Source organism: Celeribacter sp. (assembly GCF_048259695.1).
Taxonomy (GTDB): Bacteria; Pseudomonadota; Alphaproteobacteria; order Rhodobacterales; family Rhodobacteraceae; genus Celeribacter.
Genome location: NZ_JBLXHL010000004.1, coordinates 396,406 through 411,105, shown reverse-complemented (window position 1 = coordinate 411,105; position 14,700 = coordinate 396,406). Strand labels below are relative to the sequence as shown.

General features: G+C 61.9%; 14 protein-coding genes. 7 read left to right on the top strand and 7 right to left on the bottom strand.

Translation table 11 applies throughout. The features are described 5' to 3' along the window. Positions 1-76 precede the first annotated feature (76 nt). The 4 genes from trpC to lexA all read left to right on the top strand — a co-directional run bounded on the left by trpC (position 77) and on the right by lexA (position 3,382). Positions 77-883, top strand: a complete 807-nt coding sequence (gene trpC, locus ACN0Q0_RS10075) for an indole-3-glycerol phosphate synthase TrpC (protein ID WP_417243253.1) — start codon at positions 77-79, stop codon at positions 881-883. Between the two features lies 1 nt (position 884). Further along, positions 885-1,376 (top strand): cyclic pyranopterin monophosphate synthase MoaC, encoded by a 492-nt coding sequence (gene moaC, locus ACN0Q0_RS10070; RefSeq protein ID WP_417243252.1) that lies wholly within the window; start codon positions 885-887, stop codon positions 1,374-1,376. Beyond that, complete coding sequence (locus ACN0Q0_RS10065; RefSeq protein ID WP_417243251.1) at positions 1,373-2,545, top strand: molybdopterin molybdotransferase MoeA; 1,173 nt, start codon at positions 1,373-1,375, stop codon at positions 2,543-2,545. Before moaC ends, ACN0Q0_RS10065 begins: the two co-directional genes overlap by 4 nt. A gap of 126 nt (positions 2,546-2,671) precedes the next feature. Next, complete coding sequence (lexA, locus tag ACN0Q0_RS10060) at positions 2,672-3,382, top strand: transcriptional repressor LexA (protein WP_417243250.1); 711 nt, start codon at positions 2,672-2,674, stop codon at positions 3,380-3,382. On the opposite strand, the gene ACN0Q0_RS10055 is transcribed toward lexA, so the two are convergent. Next, positions 3,379-5,601: a ComEC/Rec2 family competence protein gene (locus ACN0Q0_RS10055; protein ID WP_417243249.1), complete on the bottom strand. Its 2,223-nt coding sequence runs from the start codon at positions 5,599-5,601 to the stop codon at positions 3,379-3,381. The two genes, lexA and ACN0Q0_RS10055, sit on opposite strands and share 4 nt — an antisense overlap. A 106-nt stretch (positions 5,602-5,707) precedes the next feature. On the opposite strand from ACN0Q0_RS10055, the gene gltX reads away from it, so the two are divergent. From gltX to ACN0Q0_RS10040, 3 genes are all read left to right on the top strand, one after another. Further along, the gene (gene gltX, locus ACN0Q0_RS10050) at positions 5,708-7,144 is read left to right on the top strand and encodes a glutamate--tRNA ligase (protein ID WP_417243248.1); all 1,437 of its coding nucleotides are present in this window, start codon (positions 5,708-5,710) and stop codon (positions 7,142-7,144) included. 323 nt (positions 7,145-7,467) lie between these two features. Continuing rightward, positions 7,468-8,763, top strand: a complete 1,296-nt coding sequence (gene gltA, locus ACN0Q0_RS10045; RefSeq protein WP_417243247.1) for a citrate synthase — start codon at positions 7,468-7,470, stop codon at positions 8,761-8,763. A gap of 127 nt (positions 8,764-8,890) precedes the next feature. After that, positions 8,891-9,835, top strand: a complete 945-nt coding sequence (locus ACN0Q0_RS10040) for a hypothetical protein (RefSeq protein ID WP_417243246.1) — start codon at positions 8,891-8,893, stop codon at positions 9,833-9,835. Between the two features lie 6 nt (positions 9,836-9,841). Here ACN0Q0_RS10040 and ACN0Q0_RS10035 read toward each other — a convergent pair whose 3' ends face one another. From ACN0Q0_RS10035 to ACN0Q0_RS10010, 6 genes are all read right to left on the bottom strand, one after another. Continuing rightward, positions 9,842-10,618, bottom strand: a complete 777-nt coding sequence (locus tag ACN0Q0_RS10035; protein ID WP_417243245.1) for an enoyl-CoA hydratase-related protein — start codon at positions 10,616-10,618, stop codon at positions 9,842-9,844. A gap of 87 nt (positions 10,619-10,705) precedes the next feature. Then, positions 10,706-11,245, bottom strand: coding sequence for a DUF2087 domain-containing protein (locus ACN0Q0_RS10030; protein ID WP_417243244.1), 540 nt, complete (start codon positions 11,243-11,245; stop codon positions 10,706-10,708). Between the two features lie 227 nt (positions 11,246-11,472). Beyond that, positions 11,473-11,925, bottom strand: a complete 453-nt coding sequence (locus ACN0Q0_RS10025) for a cytochrome c-type biogenesis protein CcmH (RefSeq protein WP_417243243.1) — start codon at positions 11,923-11,925, stop codon at positions 11,473-11,475. Then, positions 11,922-13,901, bottom strand: a complete 1,980-nt coding sequence (locus ACN0Q0_RS10020) for a heme lyase CcmF/NrfE family subunit (protein ID WP_417243242.1) — start codon at positions 13,899-13,901, stop codon at positions 11,922-11,924. The genes ACN0Q0_RS10025 and ACN0Q0_RS10020 overlap by 4 nt, the downstream gene beginning before the upstream one ends. A gap of 242 nt (positions 13,902-14,143) precedes the next feature. Continuing rightward, positions 14,144-14,566: a hypothetical protein gene (locus ACN0Q0_RS10015; RefSeq protein ID WP_417243241.1), complete on the bottom strand. Its 423-nt coding sequence runs from the start codon at positions 14,564-14,566 to the stop codon at positions 14,144-14,146. Continuing rightward, entirely contained in the window at positions 14,563-14,700 is a 138-nt protein-coding gene (locus ACN0Q0_RS10010; RefSeq protein WP_417243240.1) for a hypothetical protein, read from the bottom strand. Before ACN0Q0_RS10010 ends, ACN0Q0_RS10015 begins: the two co-directional genes overlap by 4 nt.

Sequence of the window (14,700 nt, the reverse complement as noted above, 5' to 3'; positions counted from 1 at the left end):
GTATTTTACCGACAAAGACGACAAAGTGCGTGTGCCGGTTGACGTTGCATATGCGCCTACAAAGGGATGAACGGCCATGACGACAGTTCTCGATAAAATCAAAGCCTATAAACTCGACGAAGTGGCTGCCGCCAAGCTTGCCGTCCCGCTTGCCGATCTCGAAGAGCAAGCCGCAGCACAAGAGGCGCCGCGCGGGTTCGCCGACGCCCTGCAAGCGTCCGCGAAATCGGGTTACGGCCTGATTGCCGAGGTGAAAAAGGCGTCCCCGTCCAAAGGGCTCATTCGCGCCGATTTCAACCCGACCGCCATCGCCCGCGCCTACGAGGACGGCGGGGCCACCTGCCTGTCCGTGCTCACCGACACGCCCTCGTTTCAGGGCGCACCGGACTTCATGATCGAGGCGCGCGCCGAAGTGCGCCTGCCTGTGCTGCGCAAGGATTTCATGTACGACACCTATCAGGTGACCGAGGCCCGTGCGTGGGGGGCGGACGCGATCCTGATCATCATGGCGAGCGTTGAGGACGGACAAGCCGCCGAGCTTGAGGACGCCGCCTTTGCCCTCGGCATGGATGTTCTGGTCGAGGTGCATAACGCCGAAGAGCTGGAGCGTGCCTCGGTGCTCAAATCACCGCTGTTGGGCATCAACAACCGCAACCTCAAAACCTTTGAGACCACACTCGACACCACGCGGCAGCTGTCGCGCATGGCCACCGAGGATCGCACCCTTGTATGTGAAAGCGGCCTGAGCACCCCCGCCGATCTGGCGGACATGGCCGGTTACGGGGCGCGGTGTTTCCTCATCGGGGAAAGCCTGATGCGTCAGGACGATGTCGAGACCGCCACCCGCAAACTGCTTGCGAACCCCGTTGGAGGTGCGTTGTAATATGGCCGACCTGACCCATTTCGACGCGGGCGGGCACGCCCATATGGTGGATGTCTCGGGCAAGGCGGTCACGGACCGCTCCGCCACCGCCGAGGCCGCGATCAAGATGACCGCGACCACCCTCGAACATATCACCAAAGGCACCGCCAAAAAGGGTGACGTGCTTGGCGTGGCGCGACTGGCGGGGATTATGGGGGCCAAAAAGACCTCCGATCTGATCCCGCTATGTCATCCGCTGCCGATCACCAAAGTGGCGCTTGATCTGGTGGCGGACGAGACCCTTCCGGGCGTACGCATTCAGGCCACGGTGAAAACATCGGGGCAAACGGGGGTCGAAATGGAAGCCCTCACCGCCGCCACCACCGCCGCGCTGACCGTCTACGACATGCTCAAAGCTGCCGAGAAAGGCATGGAAATCACCTCCGTGCGCCTGTTGCGCAAAGAGGGTGGAAAATCCGGTCTGTTCGACGCCACCACGGAGGCCAACACATGATTTCTGTCACCGACGCCCTTAACGAAGTTTTCACGCTGTGCGCTCCGGTTGGCACCGAAACGGTTGCCCTGCGCCACGCCGCAGGCCGCGTTTTGGCCGTGCCTGCCACCGCACGGCGCGATCAGCCGCCCTTTGCCTCCTCGGCGATGGATGGCTACGCCGTGCGCGACGCGGATGCGGGCCAAGGGGCCACGTTCACCGTCATTGGCGAAGCCGCCGCCGGACATGCCTTTGACGGCCCCATCGGGACGGGTCAGGCCGTACGCATTTTCACCGGCGCGCCTGTGCCCGCCGATACCGACCGCGTGATCATCCAGGAGGACGTGACCCGCACAGGCGACACCATCACACAGGATGCGCCCTCGACACAGAACCGCAATATCAGACCCTTAGGCGGGGATTTCAAATCAGGCGACAGCGTGGCCGCCCCGCGCCGCCTCACCGCTCAGGACGTCACCCTATTGGCCGCGATGAACGTGGCCGAGGTCGAGGTGTCGCGCAAACCCACCGTGGCGCTCATTGCCACAGGCGATGAGTTGGTGATGCCCGGCGAGACGCCGAACCCGTCTCAAATCATCGCCTCCAACAGCTTCGGCCTTGCCGCGATGATCGAGGCGGCGGGAGGCATCGCACGGATGTTGCCGATTGCCCACGACACCGAAAGCGCGTTGCGCCAGTCGTTCGAATTGGCGCAGGGGGCGGATGTGGTTGTGACCATCGGCGGCGCATCGGTGGGCGACCATGATATCGTCGGCAAAGTGGCCTCGGACCTCGGACTTGCCCGTGCGTTCTATAAGGTCGCCATGCGACCCGGAAAGCCGTTGATGGCGGGGCGTCTGGATGGCGCACTGATGATCGGATTGCCCGGAAACCCCGTGTCCTCGATGATCACCGCACAGCTATTTCTGGTGCCGGCGCTACATGCGCTTATGGGGTTGCCCGCCACCCCCGCGCCGCGCCGCACGGCCACGCTTTTGGCAGATGTTGGCGCCAATGGCCCCCGCGAACATTATATGCGGGCGCAGCTCGGCGATGAGGGCATCGTGCCGTTTGACCGTCAGGACAGCTCGCTCATGTCGATCCTCTCCACCGCCAACGCCCTGTTGGTGCGCGCCCCCGATGCGCCCGCCGCCACGGCCGGCGAGACCGTCGACTACATCGCGCTTTAGGGCCGTCACGAGGGGAGGACATGGATCCGCCACGCAATTGTTGACACAATTGGGGAACATGGGTAGAACATAGTCAGAACACAGGGCCAAAGAGAGCCTTTTGCGCACCAAAACGGGAGCGAGCAAATGCTGACAAAGAAACAAATGCAACTCTTGGAGTTCATCGATACACGGATGCGCAAAGAGGGCGTCCCCCCCTCGTTTGACGAGATGAAAGAGGCGCTTGATCTGCGGTCGAAATCGGGCATTCACCGTTTGATTACGGCACTTGAGGAACGCGGATTTATCCGTCGCCTCGCCCACCGTGCCCGCGCCATCGAGATCGTGAAACTGCCCGAGGCCTTGGGCGGCGAACCCACCGCGCCCACAGCCGTAGGGTTCACCCCCCGCGTGATTGAGGGCGACCGCCCCGATAGCCCGCCCCCCGCCGCGGCGATGGATGTCTCTGCCGCCGCTGTTTCCCTGCAAATCATGGGTAAAATCGCCGCCGGAGTGCCGATCGAGGCGGTACAGGACAATGACATGGGCATTTCGGTGCCGTCCATGATGCTGTCGGGCCACGGCAATCACTACGCTTTGGAGGTCAAAGGTGATTCGATGATCGACGCCGGCATCAACTCCGGCGACATCGTGGTGATTCAGGAAACCTCTTCGGTACGTGACGGCGATATCGTGGTGGCGATGGTCGAGGGGTACGAGACCACGTTGAAAACCTATCGCAAGATGGGCGACCGCGTCGCCTTGGAGGCCGCGAACACCGCCTATGAAACCCGCATTCTCCCCGCCGAACAGGTCGAGGTACAGGGCAAACTGGTCGGTCTGATCCGCAGCTACTAATCCGCCGCTTGCGCGAGAGTGAATACCTCTCCCAAGTCCTCAGTGGCCGTGCCGTTTGGCGCGGCCTTTTCTTTGGGCACGGACCGCGCGGACAGCGGGCTATTCCACAACCGCCGCCCCACCACACCCCGCGTGGTTTCAAGCACGACATGCCCCGCCCCGAGGTGGAACGCCAAAGCTCCCGTTTCCTTTAGCTTAGACAAATCGAACATTTTACAGCTTCCAACCGGGTCGAAATCCAGTTTTTGATTCACAATTACGATATCGTGGGTGCGACAGGCCGCCCCCACACGGTCCTGCCATCCGCGCCCTGTGATATGGGCAACACGCAGCGGGCCAATCCGTAAATCGGGCATTGCACGTGCAGCGGCCTCACCCTGACCGGCGCGATCCCCGTCGTTTTCCAACCATGTACGGGCGGCGAACCCCGCGCCTTCGGGCTTGCTGAGCACACGCCCCTGCGGGGTCATCATACCGACCAGACCACCGTCATCCGAGACCAGAAACACAGGCCGCTCGGCCCCGATCCAAAGCGCGAAGGCCGCACACAGCGGGACAAGCCCGATGACACGGGCGCGGCCACGCCAGATCATCACAAACACCCCGCCCAAAGCCATCAGTGGCATGACCCCGTCCGGCGGTGTCGGGACATGGGTCACGGCGCCCTCCCACCCTGACACCGTGGCGGCCACGCCCAAAATCCACGAAATTGCGGGGGCCATCACGGCAAGCGCCGCGCCGTGCAATCCGAACGGCGCAAGCCCCACCGCAAGCACCGCCATCGGCATAATGATCGCCCCCATCAGCGGGACGGACAGGACGTTGGCAATCAGGCCATAATCCGCGATGCGGTTGAAATGCGCCGCGGCCACAGGCGCAGTGGCCAGCCCCGCCACGCACGACGACACCACCACCGCCGCCACCACCCGCGCGGGCTTGGGCATGCGTGCAAATTGTGGCACCCGCCGCATCCCGTTGAACGCCGCCACGAGGGATGTTGTGGCGGCAAAAGACATCTGGAACCCCGGTTCGGGGAGCACTTCGGGGCGCAGGAGCAAGATCAGGATCGCGGCAAGGGCAACGGAGCGCAGCGAGATGGCGCGGCGGTCCAAAAGCACGGCCACAAACATCACCGACACCATGATAAAGGCCCGCTCGGTGGCGACATTCCACCCCGACAGCGCAAGGTAGAACGCCCCCGCGAGCACTGCGAAAACGGCGGCGATCTTCTTGCTTGGCATCACCGTCCGGTCCCGAAACCCCATCAGCAAAATCAATCGGATAGCGCCGAACACCGCGCCTGTCAGCAGCCCCATATGCAGACCCGATATGGCCAGAAGGTGCGACAGGTTCGCCCCGCGCAGGGCGGCTTCGGTTTCGGGGGTGATGGCGGAGCGGTCACCCGTCAGGATCGCGGCGGCAAACGCGCCCTCCTGCCCCCCGATGATGCGGCGAATATCATGGGCGAGGACCACGCGCAGGCGGTGCAACAACAGCCCCGCGCCCTGATCCGCCGCCGCAACACGCACCACGGGCGCACGGGTGTAGCCCACAGCGCCCAGACGGTCGAACCACGCCATGCGTTGGAAATCAAACCCCTGCGGCTCGGTCGGTCCCGCAGGCGGCGACAGGTTGGCGGTCAGGCCAAGCCATTGTCCCGGCACGATGGTCTGTACCGGCACCCCGTGCAGCGAGATACGCACCCGCGCGGGCATGCGATCCGGCGCGACATTGCGCAACGCAACGCGGTCCAACGTGAGGCGCACCGCCCCGGAGGCCGAGCGGTCAATCGTGACCACACGCCCCTCGACGGGGCCGTAATAGCGAGAGTTCAACACAGGCGCGGCACGGATATTGGCCCGCGCCCCCGCCGCCATAAGCCCCACCAGAACAAGGCAAATCGCCATCGGGATCACGGCGCGCCCCATACCGATGCGCAGCGCCACGGCCAGTGCCGCGATAGCCCCCGCCCCCGCAAGCGCATAGTGCAGCAGGCGTGGTTCATACGGCAGGGCGAAATAGAGACCGACCCCGACACCGAGCAACACAGGCACCCAGACAAACAGCGTGCCGCGCTGTGCCTCAAGGGGGCCGCGCCACGACAGGGATGTGGCTCTCGACCGCGCCCATGCCCACGCTCCGGAGCACACCAACGCCCACGGCGGACACCATGACGCCCGCACCGCCACAGCGCCTGCTGCCCACCGGTCGGGGGCCATCCCGTCGTATCCTAACCTTGGGCGCACCCTTGTGTCCCCTTTCACGGTCGCGTAAATCTGCTGCGATATCACTCTCCGAAATCTTGGTTACCAAAGGGTTATACCTATGAGCGCAGCCTCCCGCCCCGATCAAACACCCGTCGTGACCCGCATCGCGCCGTCCCCCACGGGCGATATGCACATCGGCACCGCCCGCACCGCCCTGTTCAACTGGCTCTACGCCCGTGCGCGTGGCGGCAAGTTCCTGTTGCGCATCGAGGACACCGACCGTGCGCGTTCGACCCCCGAGGCGACACAGGGCATTCTGGACGGGATGGCGTGGCTCGGCCTTGATTATGACGGCGAGGCCATCAGCCAGTTCGAACGCGCCGCCCGTCACAAAGAGGTGGCCGAGGCCATGCTTGCGTCGGGAGCCGCCTACAAGTGCTTTGCCACCCAGGACGAGATCGAGGCCTTTCGCGAAGCCGCCCGCACCAAGGGGGAAAGCACCCTGTACCAATCGCCGTGGCGCGACGCCGATGCCGCGACCCATCCCGATGCGCCCTATGCCGTGCGCGTCAAGGCCCCGCGTGAGGGCGTAACCGTAATCCGCGATCAGGTTCAGGGCGACGTGACCATCCGCAATGACCAGTTGGACGATATGATCGTGCTGCGCTCGGACGGCACGCCGACCTATATGCTTGCCGTTGTGGTCGACGATCACGATATGGGCGTCACCCATGTCATTCGCGGCGATGACCACCTCAACAACGCCGCCCGTCAGATCCCGATTTACGAGGCCATGGGCTGGCCCCTGCCCGTCTATGCCCACATCCCGCTGATTTTTGGCCCTGACGGGAAAAAGATGTCCAAACGCCACGGCGCCACGGGTGTCAAAGAATACCAGGCCATGGGATATCCATCGGCGGGGATGCGCAATTACCTCGCCCGTCTGGGGTGGAGCCACGGCGATGACGAGTTCTTTTCCGATGCACAGGCCAAAGAGTGGTTTGATCTGGACGGCGTCAACAAATCGCCCGCGCGGTTCGACACCAAGAAGCTCGAAAACATCTGTGGTCAGCATATCGCCGTGATGGAGGATGCCACGATTTTGAGCGAAGTGGAGGGCTATCTCGCAGCTGCAAAATGCCCTGCCCTGACGTCAGAGCAGAAAACGCAACTGGCGGCGGCGATGGTCTATGTCAAAGGATCTGCGAAAACTTACCCGCAACTTATTGAAAAGGCGCACTTTGCCCTCGTGCAACGTCCGCTCGATCTGGACGAGAAGGCGCAAAAGCAGCTCACCGATGTATCCAACGGTATACTGAAAGAATTGACGCCGCACCTGCAAAGTGGTAGCTGGGACCGCGAGGCGCTCGAAGGCGCGATCAACGCGGTCTGTGAGTCACGCGAGATCGGCTTCGGAAAGGTCGCCGGCCCCCTGCGCCCAGCCCTTGCAGGACGTGCCGTGACCCCGAGCGTACTCGACATGATGCTCGTTCTGGGGCGGGAGGAGAGCCTCGCCCGTATTGCGGAGTTTACCGCCAAATGCCCGAGCGCATAAGATAGCCGGAAACACGCCCCCGGGTGTGATTCCCGGTGAACGGACCTGTCTCTCCCAATTGTACGCGCCCTTTTTCGGGACCTCATTGCGTGCATTTGACAAAGGTCATTAAAGTTTAAGCCAAAGCGGTTAACGCTCTGGCAACCGCGGCCCCTTAGATCCTGTCAAAGGCGATATGGGAGACCACGGAGATGCCGAAAGCGCCCCGCGCTTTGATGCCCCAAACGGCGCCTGAGGATACGGATTTAACCCGCACGCCTGAGACGTCCGCCAGACCACCAACGGCCCCTGCGGGAGCGCCGTTGCCAACCGAAGGAATGACGATGGCAGATACCAAGAAAACAGCGACCCTGACGCTTGACGGAAAATCTTACGAGCTTCCCGTTCACTCGCCGACCGAAGGGCCAGACGTGATCGATATCCGCAAGCTCTACGGCGAGGCGGGTGTGTTTACCTATGATCCGGGTTTTACCTCCACCGCCTCGTGCGACAGCGCCATCACCTATATCGACGGTGGCGAAGGCGTGTTGTTGCACCGTGGATATACCATCGGTGAGCTGGCCGAAAAATCCCACTACCTCGAAGTGTGCTATTTGCTGCTCTACGGTGAGCTGCCGACCGCCGCCCAGATGGAAGATTTCGAAAGCCGCGTGACCAATCACACGATGATCCACGAGCAGATGCACAAATTCTTCTCCGGTTTCCGTCGTGATGCGCACCCTATGGCCATTATGGTTGCGGTTGTGGGCGCCATGTCCGCCTTTTACCACGACAGCACCGACATCGCCGATCCGTGGCAGCGCGAAGTGGCGACCATTCGCCTGATCGCCAAAATGCCGACAATCGCGGCGGCCGCGTTCAAATACACCATTGGTCAACCGATGGTCTATCCGCGCAACGATCTCGACTACGCGTCGAACTTCCTGCGCATGTGTTTCTCCGTGCCCGCCGAAGAGTACGAAGTGAACCCGATCCTTGCCCGCGCCATGGACCGTATTTTCACGCTGCACGCCGATCACGAACAAAACGCCTCGACCTCGACCGTGCGTCTGGCGTCCTCGTCCGGTGCCAACCCGTTTGCCTGTATCGCGGCGGGGGTTGCCTGTCTTTGGGGCCCCGCACATGGCGGCGCAAACCAGGCCTGTCTGGAAATGCTGCGCGAAATCGGCACTGTGGACCGCATCCCCGAATACATCGCCCGCGCCAAGGACAAGAACGATCCGTTCCGCCTTATGGGCTTTGGCCACCGCGTGTACAAAAACTTTGACCCCCGTGCCAAAGTGATGAAGCAATCGGCGGATGAGGTTCTCGAACTGCTCGGTGTTGACAACAACCCGACCCTTCAGGTGGCAAAGGAACTGGAGCGTCAGGCGCTCGAAGATCCGTATTTCGCGGACAAGAAGCTGTTCCCGAACGTCGACTTCTATTCCGGCATCATCCTTGAGGCCATGGGCTTCCCGACCTCGATGTTCACACCGATCTTTGCGCTGTCGCGCACCATCGGGTGGATTTCGCAGTGGAAAGAAATGATCGAGGATCCGGCCATGAAAATCGGTCGCCCCCGTCAGCTTTACACCGGCGAAGCGCTGCGGTCCTACACCAACGTCGAAGACCGCTAAGCCACAGGCCCAACACAAAATTTCAAACCCGCCCTCATTTGGGCGGGTTTTTTTTGGCGTTCTGTGCCAGACTTTGAGCCGGGCGAAAGTCGCCTGTTTGAACGGATTACAGGGGCGCGGAAAGATCATGGCACGCAAACTCATTTTGCATATCGGCACGCCCAAAACCGGATCGACCTCTGTGCAGCACACGCTTTTTGCGCATCGCGACCAATTGGCGGCGGCGGGAGTTCATTGGGGGGATAGCACCCGTGAACCACGTGCGGCCGCCCCGCGCCATTCAAGCGTGAGCCACGCCCTGCGACGCGGGCCGCGTAAATGGGACGCCGAACGTGACGCAATTCTGGCCGACTTTGACGCCTCGGGCCACGACACGCTTTTGCTCAGTGACGAGGTCCTGTCCGAATGCGGGGCAAAGGCCATCGCACGGATGGCGGAGTTCGCGGCCCCCTTCGAGACCACCGTGATCTGTTATCTGCGCCGTCAGGACCGCTACGTCGAAAGCCTGTGGAACCAGTATTGTGGCGAGGGGCGGCGTGAACCGCGCAGCATCCGCAAATTTGCCACCGCCCGCGAGGTGCGAAAGCGGCTCGATTATGGCGCGATGTTGGACGCATGGCGCGGCGTTGGCACGGTGAAGGCCGTCTCGTTCGACGCGGCCAGATCCGCCCTTGTCCCGGGGTTTCTGGGCGCACTCGGCCTCGATATGACGCTCACGGACGAAGTGCGCAAGAACGTCAGCCCGTCGATGAATTGCGCGGCCCTGTTGGCCCAACTCAACCGGCAGGGCGTCACATACAACAGAGCGAAAGTGATCAAGGCGTTCCGGCACGACACGCTTAAAACCGCACTCGGGCGGACCTTGCGCAGGGCGCTTTTGGCGGAGCTTCAAGACGCCAATACGGAGCTTGCGGCGCGCTATGGCGTGACCTTTGACGACACAATGCCTGACGAACCGGACCGCCCGCTATATGCGCCGACCGAGGCGGCTTTGGCCCATGCCATCTCCCGCCTTGCCCCTGGCCGCAAAGCCGGAGCAAAGGCAAAAGACGCCACTGACCCCACCGGCTAAACGCGTTTAGCGCCCCTCGTAGACGGGTTTGCGTTTTTCGAGAAAGGCCATCACGCCCTCTTTGAAATCCCGCGTCTGGCCACAGGCATTTTGCAGCTTGGCCTCAAGGCCCATTTGCTGCTTGAGCGTGTTGTCATAGGAGGCGTGCATCGCCTCTTTGAGGTGGCGGAAGGTCACGGTTGGACCGCTGGCAAGGTAACGCGCCCGCGCCATCCAGTGCCCCGCGAACAGATCATCCTCGACACTCTCGTAAATCATGCCCCATTGCGCCGCTTTATCGGCGGGGATTTCATCCGCGAACAGCGTCGATCCAATGGCCCGCGCCAACCCGATGTGGCGGGGCAGGAAATAGGTGCCGCCCGCATCGGGGATCAGGCCAATGCGTGAAAAGGCCTGTAGGAAAATGGCGCTCTCGGTGGCGATTGTAACGTCACAGGCAAGGGCAAGTGACGCGCCCGCACCCGCCGCAGCCCCGCCAACGGCGGCGATGGTCGGGATGGGGCAATCATGGATTGCGAACATCATCGGCTCGTATTCGTCACGCAGCGTGCGCTCCAGATCGGCGGTGCCGGCGTTGACGCCATCGCCCAGATCCTGACCCGAGCAAAACGAACCACCGGCCCCTGTCAGCACCAGAACGCGGGCGGTTTTGGGCGCATCGCGCACCGCGTGGGTAATCTCGGCCCGCATCTGTGTGTTAAGCGCATTGCGCACATCGGGGCGGTTCAACGTCAGAACGCCAACCCCGTCACGAACGTCGAATGTGATGGTCTCATAGTGCATGGGGGTCCCTTCCCTCGGTCACGGGTTCCTATCAAGATAGGCATCCGCGCAGCCGAGGGAAGGGGAACGCCCCGTCACGGGGCATTTTTATTGCGTGACGGTGGGGTTTGCCCGTGTGCGGCGCTTGTTTACGGCGCGGATCACCTCGCGGGCCGTGACATCGGGCGTCACCTCGACACGGGTATATTGCGACCCGTCAAGGGTACGGGTGAGCAACCCGTCCTCGATCAACGACCGCCGGATTTGCGCGGGATCGCGAAAGGTGGTCATCGTGTCAAACAGGTCCGAGATTTGGCGCTCGGTGAACACCGTGCGGGCCGGTACCTGCGCCCAGAGCGCCCAAAGACAGGTTTGTCGCACCTTACGCTTGGTCGACCATGAGGCCATCAACCCCGCCTCATCGAACCGCGCCAAGGCACGGGTGACGGCCCGCCCCTCGGGTGTCTCAATGGGAGCGGCCCCACCCTGTGCGGCGCTCAGGTGTTGAAAGTTGCGGTAGCCCCCTGCCCGCGCAATGGCGTTCAGGAGGGTTTGATGCGGCACAGCTTCGGCACCGAGATCGGATTTGAGAGCCCGCGCAAAGGCGGACACATCGGGAAGGGTGAGCGAAATAGGCTCGCGGGTCATCGGTTCATCTCCGTTGATCGCGTCTTGTTGGTCGTGCGGGGAGCTGCCCTTGGCCCACGCTCGAAGACGCGCGGAAAACCGGATGGTGTGTTTAAAAAGCAGGTTCAGCGTATCCCCGTGCGGGGACGGCAGCGACTCGGTGAACTGCGGACCGGTGTCCCAGACATAGTTCGCCCGCCGATGCATGGCAAGCGGCGGGCGAAACGCATCCGGAAATCCGGTCGGGATCAGTCTTTCATAATCGAATCGAGGCGGTCCTGTTCATCCTGTGTCAGCTCCGCCACCTCGGTCTCGTTTTCGCGACGACGCACAAAGTTGACACCAACAAAGAGCGCGGCCAACAGCATCAACGGCCCCGCGATCCAGAGCAGTTTGTTCGATCCCGTCAGCGTTGGCTTGAGCAGCACATACTCGCCATAGCGGTCCACCACATAGTCGACCACCTCGTCATTGCTGTCCCCCTCGATCAGGCGCTCTCGGACCAACATCCGCAGATCCTTTGCCAGATCGGCGTTGCTTTCGTCGATGTTTTCATTGCGACACACAAGGCACCGAAGCCCCTTGGAAATCTCGCGGGCGCGCGATTCCATGACGGTATCAGACAGCACTTCGTCAGGCTGAACAGCCACCACAGGCGCGGCTGTCATCACGAGGGCAAGTATCAGAACAAGATGTTTCATTCTGCGGGGACTCCTGCGGTGGGGCTCACCGCCGTTTTGCGACGACGCGCCCCTGCGGCCACACGGTAACGGCGGTCGGTCAGGCTCAAAAAGCCACCCAACGCCATGATGATCGTGCCGCCCCAGATCCAGTTGGCGAGCGGTTTGATATAGGTGCGCACGGCCCATCCGCCGTTGGCCTGTACATCGCCGATCACAAGGTAGACGTCACGCAAGAACCCGTTGTCGATGCCCGCTTCGGTGGTGGGCATTTGTTGCACGGGGTAACTGCGTTTTTCGGGGTGCAGCGTGGCAACGTTTTTGTCGCCTACGAACACCGACATGCTGGCCATGGTGGTGATATAGTTCGGGCCTTGTTTACGCTCGACCTGATCGAGGGAAATCGTATAGCCCGCCACGTCAAAGGTCTCGCCGATATTGACGACGCGAATATCCTCGACCGACCACGCGGTCAGACCGGCGATGCCCGCAATGGTGACGCCAAGGCCACCGTGGGCCAACAGGCGGCCCCAATCGGCACGCGGCAAACGGGCCAGACGGGACAGATCGCGCGCCTTGCCGGTTTTGGACAAAAGGTCCTGCGCCGCGCCCGCAACGAGCCACATGCCAAGCGCCAAACCAATGGGACCGAGCAAAGTCTTTTGGGTCTGGATCGACCAGATGAGGCCAAACACCGCAAGGGCAAGGATCATCGACGGGACGAGTTTCTTGAGCGTCGCGCCAAGGCGGGCGCGTTTCCACGCCATCATCGCGCCCACGGGCAGGATCAGCGCCAGAATGGTAAAGAACGGCGTAAAGGCCGCATCGAAAAACGGCGCCCCGACCGAGAGTTTACGATCCCAGAACGCTTCGGCCACGAGCGGCCAAATGGTGCCGATGAACACCACGAATGCCGCCACCGCCAACAGGATATTGTTGGTCAAAAGCGCGGTTTCGCGGCTCACCATGGAAAACACGCCCTTGGCCGTCATGGCCGAGGCCCGCAGGGAAAAGAGCATCAGGGAGCCACCCATAAAGATCGCGAGGATGAGCAGGATAAACACCCCGCGCTCGGGGTCGTTGGCAAAGGCATGCACAGAGGTGATGACGCCGGAGCGGACAAGGAAGGTGCCGATCAACGAGAAGCCGAAGGCCAGAATGGCAAGGAGAATCGTCCACGCCTTGAGGCTTTCGCGTTTCTCGACCACGACAGCCGAGTGCAACAACGCGGCGGCAAACAGCCATGGCATAAACGACGCGTTTTCAACAGGATCCCAGAACCAGAAGCCGCCCCACCCGAGTTCGTAGTAGGCCCACCACGAACCGAGACCGATACCGATGGTCAAGAACACCCACGCGGCCAGGGTCCACGGGCGCACCCAACGGCCCCACGCCGCATCAACGCGCCCCTCGAGCAAGGCAGCCACGGCAAAGGAAAAGGTCATCGACAGACCCACATAGCCCAGATAGAGGAACGGCGGGTGAAACGCCAAACCGGGATCTTGCAGCAGCGGGTTGAGGTCATTGCCGTTCATCGGCGGGAATTGCAGACGCAAAAACGGGTTGGACGTAAACAGGATAAAGGCGAGGAACGCGACGCTGATCGACCCCTGAATGCCCAACACCCGGGCGCGGAGCGTCACCGGCAGGTTGGCCCCGAACAATGCCGCAGCCCCCCCGAACAGCGCCACGATCAAAATCCACAGCAACATGGAGCCTTCGTGGTTGCCCCAAACACCCGACACTTTGTAGAGCATCGGTTTGGCCGTGTGCGAGTTATCAACCACAAGTTTGAGCGAGAAATCAGAGGTGACAAAGGCATAGGTCAACGCACCGAACGAAAAGGCGATCAACACCAGTTGCACCACGGCGGCGGGTTCGCCCACGGCCATATAGGCGCGGCGTCCGGTATGAGCGCCCCAAAGCGGCAAAATCGTTTGGGCAATAGCCACAAAAAACGCCAAGATCAGTGCGAAATGTCCAAGTTCTACGAGCATATGCGTGTCTCCTTTGCACGAGGTTTACCCTCTCGCGGCACGCAGGCCAATGGGCAGGACCGCCAAGTCGCAAAGAAATGATCACGATATGGCGCTCAAGGGTGCGCGTTGGTGTCGCAGACTGCACGATGTGTCCCCGCCCGCGCGACACATCGCACGGAATCACACGTGCAAAAGCCGGAGTGCACATGGCGAAAAAGGGGCCGCATGCGACCCCTTTTCCCCTGTCCCTACCCTCACCTCTATAGAAATAGAAGCACCCCAAGGGACATCGTAAACGCACCAAGAACGGGCCATAAAAACGCAAATCCCCGTAGACCGAATGACCCCTGGATCACGGAAAAATGCAACACCGCGCCGCAGATCAACAACGACAGGAACACAAACAGCGCGGCGGCCTCCATCCCCCATGCGGGATCATCCAACACGCGCATCAGCCACCACCACCCGATGGTGAACCCCGTACCGGCCCATGACAACGACATGCCAAGGGCAAGCGGCGTGGCGCGTTCGTGCCACAGCCAAAGGAAGGTGACCGAGATCAAAAGCGCCATGACCGAGATTGCGCCATAGGCCACTTGCATCATCGCGGCAAACCCGAGCCCGTGGGCGCCGGCGAGGGCCGCCATAAGAATGACGGCGAAAAGGGCTGCGACTTGTTTCATTGCTTTAACATCTCCTTCACGGCGGCATCCAACGCATCGGCGGCCTGCGCGTTTCGTTTGAGCGCGGCACGCACGCCATGCTCGGTCCATTCTGTTTTTAGTCGGGTCCAAAGACGGGATAGGAAACGGTGCAT

What these genes read in the sequence shown, in the direction of transcription:
- trpC (WP_417243253.1), top strand. Translation starts at nt 77, where the DNA reads ATGACGACAGTTCTCGATAAAATCAAAGCCTATAAACTCGACGAAGTG.
- moaC (WP_417243252.1), top strand. Translation starts at nt 885, where the DNA reads ATGGCCGACCTGACCCATTTCGACGCGGGCGGGCACGCCCATATGGTG.
- ACN0Q0_RS10065 (WP_417243251.1), top strand. Translation starts at nt 1,373, where the DNA reads ATGATTTCTGTCACCGACGCCCTTAACGAAGTTTTCACGCTGTGCGCT.
- lexA (WP_417243250.1), top strand. Translation starts at nt 2,672, where the DNA reads ATGCTGACAAAGAAACAAATGCAACTCTTGGAGTTCATCGATACACGG.
- ACN0Q0_RS10055 (WP_417243249.1), bottom strand. Translation starts at nt 5,601, where the DNA reads ATGGCCCCCGACCGGTGGGCAGCAGGCGCTGTGGCGGTGCGGGCGTCA.
- gltX (WP_417243248.1), top strand. Translation starts at nt 5,708, where the DNA reads ATGAGCGCAGCCTCCCGCCCCGATCAAACACCCGTCGTGACCCGCATC.
- gltA (WP_417243247.1), top strand. Translation starts at nt 7,468, where the DNA reads ATGGCAGATACCAAGAAAACAGCGACCCTGACGCTTGACGGAAAATCT.
- ACN0Q0_RS10040 (WP_417243246.1), top strand. Translation starts at nt 8,891, where the DNA reads ATGGCACGCAAACTCATTTTGCATATCGGCACGCCCAAAACCGGATCG.
- ACN0Q0_RS10035 (WP_417243245.1), bottom strand. Translation starts at nt 10,618, where the DNA reads ATGCACTATGAGACCATCACATTCGACGTTCGTGACGGGGTTGGCGTT.
- ACN0Q0_RS10030 (WP_417243244.1), bottom strand. Translation starts at nt 11,245, where the DNA reads ATGACCCGCGAGCCTATTTCGCTCACCCTTCCCGATGTGTCCGCCTTT.
- ACN0Q0_RS10025 (WP_417243243.1), bottom strand. Translation starts at nt 11,925, where the DNA reads ATGAAACATCTTGTTCTGATACTTGCCCTCGTGATGACAGCCGCGCCT.
- ACN0Q0_RS10020 (WP_417243242.1), bottom strand. Translation starts at nt 13,901, where the DNA reads ATGCTCGTAGAACTTGGACATTTCGCACTGATCTTGGCGTTTTTTGTG.
- ACN0Q0_RS10015 (WP_417243241.1), bottom strand. Translation starts at nt 14,566, where the DNA reads ATGAAACAAGTCGCAGCCCTTTTCGCCGTCATTCTTATGGCGGCCCTC.
- ACN0Q0_RS10010 (WP_417243240.1), bottom strand. Translation starts at nt 14,700, where the DNA reads ATGCACCGTTTCCTATCCCGTCTTTGGACCCGACTAAAAACAGAATGG.